Origin of the sequence: Ramlibacter aurantiacus (genome assembly GCF_016722895.1) — a bacterium.
Classification (GTDB): domain Bacteria; phylum Pseudomonadota; class Gammaproteobacteria; order Burkholderiales; family Burkholderiaceae_C; genus Ramlibacter; species Ramlibacter aurantiacus.
In genome coordinates, this window is record NZ_JAEQNA010000007.1 from 276,308 (window position 1) to 288,544 (window position 12,237).

General features: G+C 71.4%; 9 protein-coding genes and 1 pseudogene. 7 read left to right on the forward strand and 3 right to left on the reverse strand.

Translation table 11 applies throughout. The annotated features are described in order from the left end of the window. Nucleotides 1-20 precede the first annotated feature (20 nt). Complete coding sequence (metK, locus tag JI739_RS18500) at nucleotides 21-1,202, forward strand: methionine adenosyltransferase (RefSeq protein ID WP_201685406.1); 1,182 nt, start codon at nucleotides 21-23, stop codon at nucleotides 1,200-1,202. Nucleotides 1,203-1,212: 10 nt separating this feature from the next. Here metK and JI739_RS18505 read toward each other — a convergent pair whose 3' ends face one another. Both JI739_RS18505 and JI739_RS18510 read right to left on the reverse strand, forming a co-directional pair. After that, nucleotides 1,213-2,094 carry a hypothetical protein gene (locus JI739_RS18505; protein WP_201685407.1) on the reverse strand — a complete coding sequence of 294 codons (882 nt, stop codon included), beginning with the start codon at nucleotides 2,092-2,094 and terminating at the stop codon, nucleotides 1,213-1,215. 8 nt (nucleotides 2,095-2,102) lie between these two features. Continuing rightward, nucleotides 2,103-2,540 (reverse strand): hypothetical protein, encoded by a 438-nt coding sequence (locus JI739_RS18510; RefSeq protein WP_236589844.1) that lies wholly within the window; start codon nucleotides 2,538-2,540, stop codon nucleotides 2,103-2,105. A gap of 219 nt (nucleotides 2,541-2,759) precedes the next feature. Here JI739_RS18510 and JI739_RS24565 point away from each other — a divergent pair. The 4 genes and pseudogenes from JI739_RS24565 to JI739_RS18525 all read left to right on the forward strand — a co-directional run. Next, nucleotides 2,760-3,206, forward strand: a pseudogene (locus JI739_RS24565) (ferritin-like domain-containing protein); the annotation flags it as partial. A gap of 501 nt (nucleotides 3,207-3,707) precedes the next feature. Continuing rightward, nucleotides 3,708-4,169 (forward strand): ferritin-like domain-containing protein, encoded by a 462-nt coding sequence (locus tag JI739_RS24570; protein WP_236589868.1) that lies wholly within the window; start codon nucleotides 3,708-3,710, stop codon nucleotides 4,167-4,169. Then, a complete protein-coding gene (gene ligD, locus JI739_RS18520; RefSeq protein WP_201685409.1) occupies nucleotides 4,156-6,753 on the forward strand; it encodes a DNA ligase D in 2,598 nt (865 codons plus the stop codon). Before JI739_RS24570 ends, ligD begins: the two co-directional genes overlap by 14 nt. A gap of 161 nt (nucleotides 6,754-6,914) precedes the next feature. Next, nucleotides 6,915-7,400: a phasin family protein gene (locus tag JI739_RS18525; protein ID WP_201685410.1), complete on the forward strand. Its 486-nt coding sequence runs from the start codon at nucleotides 6,915-6,917 to the stop codon at nucleotides 7,398-7,400. Between the two features lie 70 nt (nucleotides 7,401-7,470). Here the strand turns inward: JI739_RS18525 and JI739_RS18530 are convergent, their stop codons facing one another. Further along, nucleotides 7,471-7,752 carry a hypothetical protein gene (locus JI739_RS18530; RefSeq protein WP_201685411.1) on the reverse strand — a complete coding sequence of 94 codons (282 nt, stop codon included), beginning with the start codon at nucleotides 7,750-7,752 and terminating at the stop codon, nucleotides 7,471-7,473. A 218-nt stretch (nucleotides 7,753-7,970) separates the two neighbouring features. On the opposite strand from JI739_RS18530, the gene JI739_RS18535 reads away from it, so the two are divergent. Next, a complete protein-coding gene (locus tag JI739_RS18535) occupies nucleotides 7,971-8,474 on the forward strand; it encodes a hypothetical protein (RefSeq protein WP_201685412.1) in 504 nt (167 codons plus the stop codon). A 48-nt stretch (nucleotides 8,475-8,522) separates the two neighbouring features. Continuing rightward, complete coding sequence (putA, locus tag JI739_RS18540) at nucleotides 8,523-12,221, forward strand: trifunctional transcriptional regulator/proline dehydrogenase/L-glutamate gamma-semialdehyde dehydrogenase (protein WP_201685413.1); 3,699 nt, start codon at nucleotides 8,523-8,525, stop codon at nucleotides 12,219-12,221. The last annotated feature ends 16 nt before the right edge of the window (nucleotides 12,222-12,237 follow it).

Genomic DNA, 12,237 nt, shown 5'->3' on the forward strand with positions numbered 1-12,237 from the left:
CAACTGACGGAGTATCTCAAATGGCGAACGACTTCCTCTTCACATCCGAATCGGTTTCCGAAGGCCACCCCGACAAGGTCGCCGACCAGATTTCGGATGCCATCCTCGACGCGATCTTCACGCAGGACCCGCGCAGCCGGGTGGCCGCCGAGACGCTGACCAACACCGGCCTGGTGGTGCTGGCCGGCGAGATCACCACCAACGCGCACGTCGACTACATCCAGGTCGCGCGCGACACCATCAAGCGCATCGGCTACGACAACACCGAGTACGGCATCGACTACAAGGGCTGCGCCGTGATGGTCTGCTACGACAAGCAGTCCAACGACATCGCCCAGGGCGTGGACCATGCCAGCGACGACTACCTGAACACCGGCGCCGGCGACCAGGGCCTGATGTTCGGCTACGCCTGCGACGAGACGCCCGAACTCATGCCCGCGCCCATCCACTATGCCCACCGGCTGGTGGAGCGCCAGGCGCAACTGCGCAAGGACGGGCGCCTGCCCTTCCTGCGTCCCGACGCCAAGAGCCAGGTGACCATGCGCTATGTCGACGGCAAGCCGCACAGCATCGACACCGTGGTGCTGTCCACGCAGCACAGCCCCGAGCAGAGCGACGGCAACAAGATGAAGGCCTCGTTCGTCGAGGCGGTGGTCGAGGAAATCATCAAGCCGGTGCTGCCGCGCGAGTGGCTCAAGGAAACCCGCTACCTCATCAATCCCACCGGCCGTTTCGTCATCGGCGGCCCGCAGGGCGACTGCGGCCTCACCGGCCGCAAGATCATCGTCGACACCTACGGCGGCGCCTGCCCGCACGGCGGCGGCGCGTTCTCGGGCAAGGACCCGTCCAAGGTGGACCGCTCCGCCGCGTACGCTGCGCGCTACGTCGCCAAGAACGTGGTCGCCGCCGGCCTGGCGCGCCAGTGCCAGGTGCAGGTGGCCTACGCCATCGGCGTGGCCCGGCCCATGAACGTGACGGTCTACACCGAGGGCACCGGCGTCATCCCCGACGAGCGCATCGCCGCATTGGTCAACGAGCACTTCGACCTGCGGCCCAAGGGCATCATCCAGATGCTGGACCTGCTGCGCCCCATCTACCAGAAGACCGCGGCCTATGGCCACTTCGGCCGCGAAGAACCCGAGTTCGCCTGGGAGCGGACCGACCGGGCGGCCGTGCTGCGTGCAGCGGCCGGGCTGCGCTGACCGGGGCAACTCACGGCAGCAGGGTCTGCTGCCGTTCCACCTCCATCCGCTTCATCGACACATAGGTCCGGCGGTCCATCTCGCGCAGTTGCAGCGGATATCGCTCGGTCGCATCGAACCAGCCCTGGATGCGTCGCTCCGCGCGTTGCGCCGGCGGGGCGTCGAGCGAATCGAGGAAGGTGTCGATGGCCAGGTAATAGCGCATGGCGTTGCGCTCGACGGCGCCGCGCATGCCGCCGATGAGCCCGTGGCCGCCCGCGCCGTTGTTCACGCGGGTGAAGCCCACCTTGTCGGCGCCCGCGGTCGCCAGGTAGGCGTGCATGGCGATCCGGCCCATGGTGCCGAAGCCGTAGGCATACCCCAGGTGCAGGAAGGTGCGCCCCCCGTCCAGCGGGATGGCGGACACCACGATGCGGTAGTCGCGCGTCCCCACCGGCCCTTCCTGCGCGCTGAGCCGGCACTCGAAGTAGCGCGGGGAGGCGGCCACCAGCCGGTGGTCGAACTGCAGCCGGAACGCGTGCTCGACCGGCTGGTCGTAGCGGCGCCCGATGCGCACCATCAGGGCCGGCCCGCCGTCGGCCTGCACCGCATGGCAGTACTTGGTGTTGAACGGCAGGATCATCACGTCGCACCAGTTCGCCGGCTGGGCCAGCGCGTCGCGCACCTTCTCGAACGAGTGGTCGAGCACCGCGTACACGTCGCCCTGCAGGCTCTCGCCCATCTGACGCGACTCCAGGTGCAGCGGACGACCAAAGGGGCTGCCGCGCAGGGCGTCGCGCAACGCCTCGTGCCGCTCGCGCAGCGCGGCCGGATCAGCCAGGGCGGGCCCCTGCAGGCCCAGCAGCAGCGAGCACACCAACGCCGCACGCGAACAGGGCGACCAGAACCGCATGCCTGTCCTCACGCGGTCTCGGCCACGCCGGAGTCGAAGGCGGACGCATCCAGGGCCTGCAGCACGTCCAGTTGCACCCCGCCGGTGAACAGCAGGTGCGGCCGCACCGCGTACGCGAATTGGCCACGCGGACCGAGGTCCAGCAGCATGCGCAGCGTGGGCTCGTGCATGTCCTTCCAGGTGCGCACCAGGCGGGTTCGCACCAGGTTGTCGTCGCACTGGAGGGACTGCAGGCGGTCGTGGTTGCGAAGCAGCGCCGTCGCGTCCAGGTAGCTCGCGGCCATCTTGTTGCGCGTCTGGAAATTCGGCGTCAGGTCGATCATCAGGGTCAGCGCACTGCCCTCGACCTCCAGCGTGAAGCGCCGCCCGATCAGGGCCTCGCTGGCTTCACCGCCGCCATAGGTCAAGTGCAGGTGCGCAGTGGTGCGGCGCAAGGAAGTCCTCATGGCCTGCGAGCTTGCGCGACCGCAGCCGCGACGTGTGTAGGACGTGGTTCCGAGCCGCTGTGCGCGGGGTCTTTGCCCCCGGGTCCGGGACTTCGGGCTTTTCCTACAGCCAGTCCACGGCTTCGCTGACGGCCGTGTTTGGCCCCCGCGAGATCATGGTCGACATCAGCGCGATCGGGGTGATCGCGCCTCCACATTCAGCATGCAAGGAGCATCGCCATGGCCGCAGAAGACAGAGACCTCAATCGTGATCCGCTGAGCGACGAGTCCGGCTCGCACCCGGTGGGCACCGGCGTCGGTGCCGCCGGCGGCGCATTGGCCGGCGCGGCGGCCGGCGTCGTGGGTGGACCGGCCGGCATGGCGGTCGGCGGCATCGTCGGCGCCGTGGTCGGTGGACTTGCCGGCCGCGCCGCGGCCGAGGCCGTGAACCCCACGGCCGAGGAAGCCTACTGGCGCGAAAACTACAACCGCGAGCCCTACTACGAGGCGGGGCGCAGCTACGACGACTACGGCCCGGCCTACCGGCACGGCCTGGAAGGACGTGGCCGCTACGACAACTGGGATACGGCCGAGCCCTACCTCGCCAACGAATGGGACACCCGCCGCGGCGGCTCTTCGCTGAGCTGGCACGAAGCCCGCCCCGCGAGCCGCGCCGCCTGGGAGCGGGTGGATCCGCACTATCGCGGGCAGACCGACGCCAACCTGTCGCACTACGGCACGGGCATGGTTTCCAGCGACTCGTCCTTCCCCACGGGAGGCCCCGGCGTCACCGAGGACGACAAGGCCAGCTTCGAAGGGCGGCACGGCCACCACGGCCTGGACCCGTCGCAGCGCGATGACCGCTTCGTGGAAACCGGCACCGGCACCGACCCTGCCGGCACCGGCGGCACCGGCATGGCCGACATGCGCACGACCAGCACCATGGCCGGCGGCCCGATCAGCCCCAACGCCAGCATGGATCCCAGCTACAGCACGCACACGGCCGCCGGCAGCTACGGCGGCGCCGGCACGCCGGCGGGCACGACCGACTACGACCGCACCCGTGCCGACACGGCGCCGGCTTCGAGCATGGGCGCCGGGATGGGAACCACCGCCGGCACGGACACCCGCTCGAGCACCGGCGTCGGCGGCGCGGCGGCATCGATCGGATCGGCCCAGGCCTCCGGCATGAACGAAGGCGACCGCGACGACACCATCAAGCTGGTCAAGGAACTGGTCGAGACCTGCAAGGACGGCGAGTACGGCTTCCAGCAGTGCGCCGACCGAACCGATCGCGCGATTCTCAAGACCGTGTTCATGCAGCGCGCCGAGGAATGCCGTCGTGGCGCGAGCGAGCTCGAGCAGCAGCTGCGGCAGATGGGAGCCGACGCCGACGTGGGTGGCAGTGCCATGGGCTCGGTCCATCGCGGCTGGGTGTCGGTCCGCACCGCCATGAGCAGCCACGACGACAAGGTCGTGCTGGAAGAGGCCGAGCGCGGCGAGGACAACGCACTCGCCCGCTATCGCAAGGCGCTGCAAAAGCCGATGCCGGCCCACCTGCGGCAAGTCATCCAGCACCAGTGCGACGGCGTGCAGCGCAACCACGACCAGATCAAGCGCCTGCGCGACGAGGCGCGTGCCCGCGGCTAAGCGCGCCACCCGTGGCCGGCCCCGGCCGGGGCCGGGCACCTCGCAGGCCGCCGACCGCGCGAGCCCTGCACTCAGGACGTACCGTGACAAGCGCGACTTCGACCGGACGCCCGAGCCGGCCGAAGGCGGTGCGCCGAACGAAGCCGCGCGCGCCTTCGTGGTCCAGAAGCACTGGGCGCGGCGGCTGCACTACGACTTCAGGCTCGAACTCGACGGCACCATGAAAAGCTGGGCTGTCCCCAAGGGCCCCAGCCTCGACCCCGCCGACAAGCGCATGGCCGCGCCCACCGAGGACCACCCGATCGCCTACAACGCCTTCGAGGGCGAGATCCCGGCCGGCAACTACGGCGCCGGCAAGGTCGTCATCTGGGACAAGGGCACCTGGCATCCCCTCGAGGACCCGCACCGCGGCATCGCCACCGGCAAGCTCAAGTTCGAACTTCGCGGCCACAAGCTGCGCGGCGCCTGGACCCTGGTGCGCATGAAAGGCCGCGGCCAGGGGCGTGAGGACCCCTGGCTGTTGATCAAGGAACGCGACGCGCAGGCCCGCCCGGCCGCCGAGTACGACATCGCCGAGGCCCTGCCCGACAGCGTGAAGGACTTGCCCGACCATCCGGCGCCCTCCTCCGCGTCCGGCCCGCCGCCCGGCGCCCGTCCCGCACCCATGCCCTCGCGACTGCAGCCGCAGCTGGCCGTCCTCGCCGACGCGCCGCCGCCCGCCCCATCGGACGAGTGGCTCTACGAAATCAAGTTCGACGGCTACCGGCTGCTGACCCGCGCCGAGAACGCACAGGTGCGGCTGTTCACCCGCAACGGCAACGACTGGACGGCGCGCATGCCCGAGCTGCGAGATGCCTTGCAGGGCATGGAGCTGCCCGACGGCTGGTACGACGGCGAAATCATCATGCCCGGCACCCACTCGCCGGCCGACTTCCAGGCGCTGCAGGGCGCCTTCGACACCCCGCGCACGGCCGGCATCGTCTACTACCTGTTCGACCTGCCCTGGTGCGCCGGCCACGACCTGCGCGAGGTGCCGCTGGTCGCCAGGCGCGAGGTGCTCCAGCGCATCGTCGCCCGCAAGCCGCACCCCTCGGTGCGCTTCTCCGACGAGTTCGACGCGCCGGCGGCGCAGGTGGTGGCGTCGGCCTGCAAGCTCGGGCTGGAAGGCGTCATCGCCAAGCGTCGCCAGTCGCGCTATACGGGTCAGCGCTCCACCGATTGGCTCAAGCTCAAGTGCGGGCTGCGGCAGGAATTCGTCATCGCCGGCTACACCGAACCGAAGGGCACGCGCACCGGCATTGGCGCGCTGCTCCTGGGGGTGCACGGCGAGGACGGAAAGTTGCGCTACGCGGGCAGCGTGGGCACCGGCTTCGACCAGGAGACGCTGGCCGACCTGCGCGAGCGGCTCGATGACCTGGCTGCTCGCGCGAGCCCCTTCGCCAGATCCGATCGTGTCGCGGGCAGCCCCCGATGGGTGCGCCCGGTGCTGGTGGCCGAAGTCGCCTTCAGCGAATGGACCCGCGAAGGCCGCGTGCGGCACGCCGTGTTCCATGGCCTGCGCGGCGACAAACCGGCCCAGGCGATCACCCGCGAAAGTGCGGTCCACCTGGGCCCGGCCGAGCGCAGGAAGGCCCCACGCACCGGCGGCTCGCCGGCGCACCGGGCAGCGCCGGATCCGCAGGCGGCCGACGCCCTGGTCGCCGCGCTGCGGATCAGCCATCCCGAACGCGTGGTCGACACCTCCAGCGGCGTGACCAAGATGGACATGGTGCGCTACTACGCGCGGGTGGCCGGGCTGATGCTGCCGCACCTGCTGGACCGCCCGGTGTCGCTGGTGCGCGCGCCCGGCGGCATCGATGGCGAGCTGTTCTTCCAGAAGCATTCCGAGCGCTATTCCATGGCCGGCATCGAGGACCTCGACCGCGCCATCGACCCCGACCACCCGCCCCTGCTCACCGTGGCGCGCGCCGAAGGCCTGGTGCACGCGGCGCAGATGAACGTGATCGAGTTCCACACCTGGAACGCCGTGGCCTCGCGCATCCGGCAGCCCGATCGCGTCACCTTCGACATCGACCCGGGCGAGGGCGTCGGATGGCCGCAGATGCAGGAAGCCGCCACGCTGGTGCGGGCGCTGCTGCAGGAGCTGGGCCTGCCCGCCTTCCTCAAGACCAGCGGCGGCAAGGGCCTGCACGTGGTGGTGCCGCTGCAGCCGGTGTACGGCTGGGACACGGTCAAGGGCTTCTCCCAGGCCGTGGTGCAGCACCTGTCGCGCACCCTGCCCGACCGCTTCGTGGCCAAGAGCGGCCCGCGCAACCGGGTGGGCCGCATCTTCATCGACTACCTGCGCAACGGCTTCGGCGCCACCACCGCGTGTGCGTGGTCGGCGCGAGCCCGTCCCGGGCTGGGCGTCTCGGTGCCGGTGGCCTGGAGCGAGCTGGATGGCCTGCGCAGCGGCGACCACTGGCGCGTGACCGATGTCGACGAGCGCCTGGGCATCGGCAACGAACCCTGGGCCGATTACGAGCGCCAGCGGACCGATCCGGCGGCGGCCATGGCCACGCTCGGCTTCGAGCCTCTGGCGTGAACCTTCGGCGCCCGGCTTCCGTACATGTTGCATTGCAACAGCGCATTGCTGAGCCCCACCGCCAGGATTGCCCTCCTAGACTGCCCACCTGGCCTGCCCCATCCATCGGCCAGCCGACCGCCAGCGTGCGGCCATTTCATCGAGACCTTCAGGAGAGAGTCATGGCTACCAGGAACAGCACCCGCGAGGCCGCGGCCGCCGACAGCGACGCCACGGCAGGCGCCCACACCGTGGCCGATGCCACCCGGCAGCAGATGGCCAGCAGCGCCAGCGCCGCCTCGGCCATGCTGCGTTCGCTGGACGTCTTCCACCAGACCCAGCAACACATGCTGCAACGGGCGGCGCTGCTGCAGGAGCAGACGGCGGAACGCCTGCGGCAAGCCAGCACGCCGATGGAGCTGCTGAGCATTCAATCGAGCCTGATGATGGCCAGCCTGACCGAGCTGGCGCAGTACTCGCAGGAAATGATGCTCGCCTCGCTCAAGGCGCAGAACGAGTTCATGCGCCCTGGCGATCAGCAGCAACAAACCGCCGCTGGCGCCGCCACCCAGGCGGCCAGCGCTGCAGCGGCATCCCCGCTGTTCCAGGCCTGGCAGGCGGTTTTCACCGCCCCGATGAACGGCGCCGCCAGCCTGCGGCCCCACTGATCGCCAGACCGGTGGCCCTATCGGGCACCGGTCTGCGCCGCTCGCGACGAGGCGCGGCGGCGGCCCGAACTCATTTGTTGGTGTGTTGCTTCTGATGCTGGGTCGACCCGCGCTGGCCGCTGGGGCCGGCCGTCTTGATGCTGGCGGGACTCTCGACCTTGCGGCCCAGCTTGGTCGTCCGTCCGGCATCGGGCTTCTCCAGGGGCTTCGCTTTCTCCAGGCGCCTGACCCGTTGAGACTCGTCCTCGACCTCCGGCTGGTGGCCACCCTGCGGCGGCGGCTCGGAATCGTGGTGGCGGCGCAGCGCGGACAAGGCCGCGCTTTCACGTTTGCGGCGGGACACGGAAACCATTGCGAACTCCAGTCGAAATAAAGCCATCCGGTCCAGTATCCGCACAAAGCTCGGCTTGGCTGTAGGCCATGGTCGCGCCTGGACGTTGCCGCGCCTCCGATGCGGGAAAACCCGCAGTCGCGGCTCCGACCCGCAAGCCTTCGCGCGCGCGGCGCCCACCCCCTCTTTCGGGCTACCCGGCTTCACGCCACCCGCGCGGGGCGGCATCATCGGTGCCGATGTCCCGGCGTTTGCTCTCGGCCCAGCGCGTGCCCGCCGCGTACGGCGTGGCCGCACTCTCGCTTGCGGTGGTGCTGCACGCGTGGCACAGCCCCGCCCAGGTGGTGGAGGGCCAGGCCGACGGGGCGGGCGGGCTGGTGCCGCCGCCAGTCGATGTGGCCGGCCGCCTGCCCGGCACCTGGCTTCGCGAGCACGTCGACGATGACGTGCAGTCGCGGCGCTTGCTTCACCTCGCGTCCGACGGTGCGTTCCGCGAAGTCGTCCGACTCACCCGGCCGGGTGGCCGGGTGACCGAGCACATCCACGCCGGCACCTGGATCTACGACGGCATCAACCTCAAGCGCAAATACTCCCTGATGGACGGCCGGCCACCCTCGCGGCTGAACCTGCCCTTCGCGACCTTCGAGGTCCGCTTCGAATCGCGCAACGAGTTCGTGGGTCTCGACCATATCCACCGCAACCAGGTCCGCTACCGCCGGGTCGAACCAGAAACGCAGCTCTAGGAGTCTGCCCAGCCCCATCGGGGCACCGGTCGCGGTAGCCTTGGCGCCGTGAGCGCACCTTTCCAGCGTTTCCTCGAGCCCAGCCCGTGGGCCGCGTCACCGTTACGGCAGGCGGTCAGCCACGCCGCCCGCCGACCCGAACGCGAGGTGGTGAGCGAGCTGCTGCCCACGGCCCGCCTGTCGCCCGCAATGTCTGCCACCACGGGGTCGCTCGCGCACCGGCTGGCCCAGGGGCTGCGGCACCGGCGCGTGGCCGGCCGCGCCGGGCTGGTGCAGGGACTGCTGCAGGAATACGCGCTCTCGTCGCAGGAGGGCGTGGCGCTGATGTGCCTGGCCGAGGCGCTGCTGCGCATTCCGGACGCGGCCACGCGGGACGCCCTGATCCGCGACAAGATCGCGCACGGCGCCTGGCAGGCGCACCTGGGACGCAGCCCCTCGCTGTTCGTCAACGCCGCCACCTGGGGCCTGGTCATCACCGGCGCGCTGGCCGCCACCCACTCCGAAGCCGGCCTCTCGGCCGCGCTGACCCGGCTGGTCAGCCGCGGCGGCGAGCCGCTGGTGCGCAAGGGCGTGGACCTGGCCATGCGCCTGCTGGGCGAGCAGTTCGTGACGGGCGAAACCATCGAGCAGGCGCTGGCCAATGCGCGGGGGCGCGAGGCACAGGGCTTTCGCTATTCCTTCGACATGCTGGGCGAAGCGGCGCTCACGGCCGATGACGCCCGGCGTTACCACGCGGCCTACGCCGGCGCCATCCAGGCCATCGGCCAGGCGGCCGACCGGCGCGGCCCCATCCACGGCCCGGGGATCTCGATCAAGCTGTCCGCCCTGCACCCGCGCTACAGCCGCTCGCAGGCGGACCGCGTGATGGGCGAGCTGTATCCGGCGCTGCGCGAGCTGTGCGAACAGGCCCGCGGCCACGACATCGGGCTGAACATCGACGCCGAGGAATCCGAGCGGCTGGAGCTGTCGCTGGACCTGCTGGAGCGGCTCGCGTTCGAGCCGTCGCTGCAGGGCTGGGATGGGCTCGGCTTCGTGATCCAGGCCTACCAGAAGCGCTCGCCCCAGGTCGTCTCCTTCCTGGTCGAGCTGGCCCGGCGCAGCGGCCGGCGGCTGATGGCGCGGCTGGTGAAGGGTGCCTACTGGGACTCCGAGATCAAGCGCGCGCAGATCGAGGGGCAGCGCGACTACCCCGTGTTCACGCGCAAACCGCACACCGACGCCGCCTACCTGGCTTGCGCGCGCCAACTGCTGGCCGCGCCGGAGGCGGTGTTCCCGCAGTTCGCCACCCACAACGCGCACACGCTGGCAGCCATCCACCACCTGGCCGATCCGGCGCGCTACACGCCGGCGCAGTACGAGTTCCAGTGCCTGCACGGCATGGGCGAGCCGCTGTACGAGCAGGTGGTCGGGCCACCCGCCGACGGCGGGCTCGGCCGGCCGTGCCGGATCTACGCCCCGGTGGGCAGCCACGAGACGCTGCTGGCCTACCTGGTGCGACGGCTGCTGGAGAACGGCGCCAACAGCTCCTTCGTGCATCGCATCGCCGATCCGGCCGTCCCCATCGCCGAACTGGTGCGCGACCCGGCGGAGCAGATCGAAGCGGCGGCCGCGCGCGAAGGCGCCGTCGGGCTGCCGCATCCGCGCATCCCGCTGCCGGCGCACATCCTGGGCGAGCGGCTCAATTCGCAAGGCCTGGACCTGGCCAGCGAGCCGGTGCTCCAGGACCTGGCGGTCCAACTGGCCCAGGACGCGACACGGCCTCGGTCGGCGCCGCCGCTGCGGGCAGCCGACGGCCACGCCGGCGAAGCCGCCCCGGTCCGCAACCCGGCGCGGCCGACCGACATCGTGGGTGCGGTCCATGAAGCCACCCTTGCCGAAGTCGACGCCGCGCTGGCCGCGGCCACCGACGCGGCGCCCGCGTGGGCGGCGCTGCCGCCAGCCGAAAGGGCCCGCCGCCTGGAAGCCTGCGCCGACCTGCTACAGGCGAGCCTGCCGCGCTGGGTTGCCCTGCTGGTGCGCGAAGCCGGCAAGACCACGGCCAACGCGGTGGCCGAAGTGCGCGAGGCGGTGGACTTCCTGCGCTACTACGCGGCGCAGGTGCGCGCCAGCTTCGGCAACGACAGCCACCGGCCGCTGGGCGTGGTGGCCTGCATCAGCCCCTGGAACTTTCCGCTGGCGATCTTCATGGGCCAGGTCTCGGCGGCGCTGGCCGCCGGCAACGCCGTGCTGGCCAAGCCGGCCGAACAGACGCCGCTCGTCGCCGCCGAGGCGGTGCGCGCGCTGTGGGCCGCCGGCGTGCCGCGCGGCGTGGTGCAGTTGCTGCCCGGGCGCGGCGAGAGCGTGGGCGCCCGGCTGGTGGCCGATGCCCGGGTGCAGGGCGTCCTCTTCACCGGCTCCACCGAGGTCGCGCGCCTGCTGCAGGCCGCCCTGGTCGGCCGCCTCGATGCCCACGGCCGGCCGGTGCCGCTGGTCGCCGAGACCGGCGGGCAGAACGCCATGATCGTGGACTCGTCGGCGCTGCCCGAGCAGGTGGTGGCGGACGTCCTGGGCTCGTCCTTCGACAGCGCCGGCCAGCGCTGCTCGGCCCTGCGGGTGCTGTGCGTGCAGCAGGAAGCCGCGCCCCGCCTGCGCGAGATGCTGCTGGGCGCGATGGCCCAACTTCGCCTGGGCAGCCCCGACCGGCTGGCGGTGGACGTGGGCCCGGTGATCGACGACGAAGCCCGGGCCGCCATCGAGGCGCACGTCGAGCGCATGCGTGCCCGCGGCCGGGCGGTGCACACCGCCTGCATCGACGAACGCGGCGGCGCCGGCGGCTCCTTCGTGGTGCCCACGCTCATCGAACTGGACAGCGTCTCCGAGCTGGCGCACGAGGTGTTCGGACCCGTGCTGCACCTGGTGCGCTACCGCCGCGAAGAGCTCGACGTCCTGATGGGCCAGGTCAACGCGACCGGCTATGCGCTCACCCTGGGCCTGCACACCCGCATCGACGAAACCGTGGCACGCGTGGTCGATGCCAGCCACGCCGGCAACGTCTACGTGAACCGGCACATGGTGGGCGCCGTCGTGGGCGTGCAGCCCTTCGGGGGCGAGGGCCTGTCCGGCACCGGCCCCAAGGCCGGCGGACCGCTCTACCTGCTGCGCCTGACGTCGCAGCGGCCGGCCCATGCGATGCCCCGGCTGGCCGACGCCCCGGCACCGCCGCGCCCCGCGCTGAACGCGCTGGCCGCGTGGGGCGACTCCAAGGGCGATGCGGCCCTGGCGCGCGCCTGCCGGCGCTTCGCCGAGTGGTCACACAGCGGCGCGGTGATGCCCCTGCCCGGCCCCACCGGCGAGCGCAACGAATACCGGCTAGTGCCGCGCCGAGGGGTGCTGTGCCTGGCGTCTACCGACGGAGCCCGCCTGCTCGAACTGGCGGCGGTGCTGGCCGTGGGCAGCCGCGCCGTCTGGCCCGCCGGCGAACAGCCGCTGCTTCAGCGGCTGCCGCCGCAGGTGCGCTCGTCCATCACCCTCGCCGCCGACTGGCGCGCCCCCGGCGTCGCCCTCGACCTCGTGCTCTACGAAGGCGACACTCCCGGCCTCGTGCGCCTGCAGCAGGCGCTGGCCGAACGGCCGGGCCCCGTGGTGGGAATCGAACGGGTCATCGGCGCCGACATCGCCCTGGAACGGCTGGTCATCGAGCGCGCCATCAGCATCAACACCGCCGCCGCCGGCGGCAACGCCACCCTCATGGCGATGAACGAGACCTGACCAGGGTGCGCCGCCG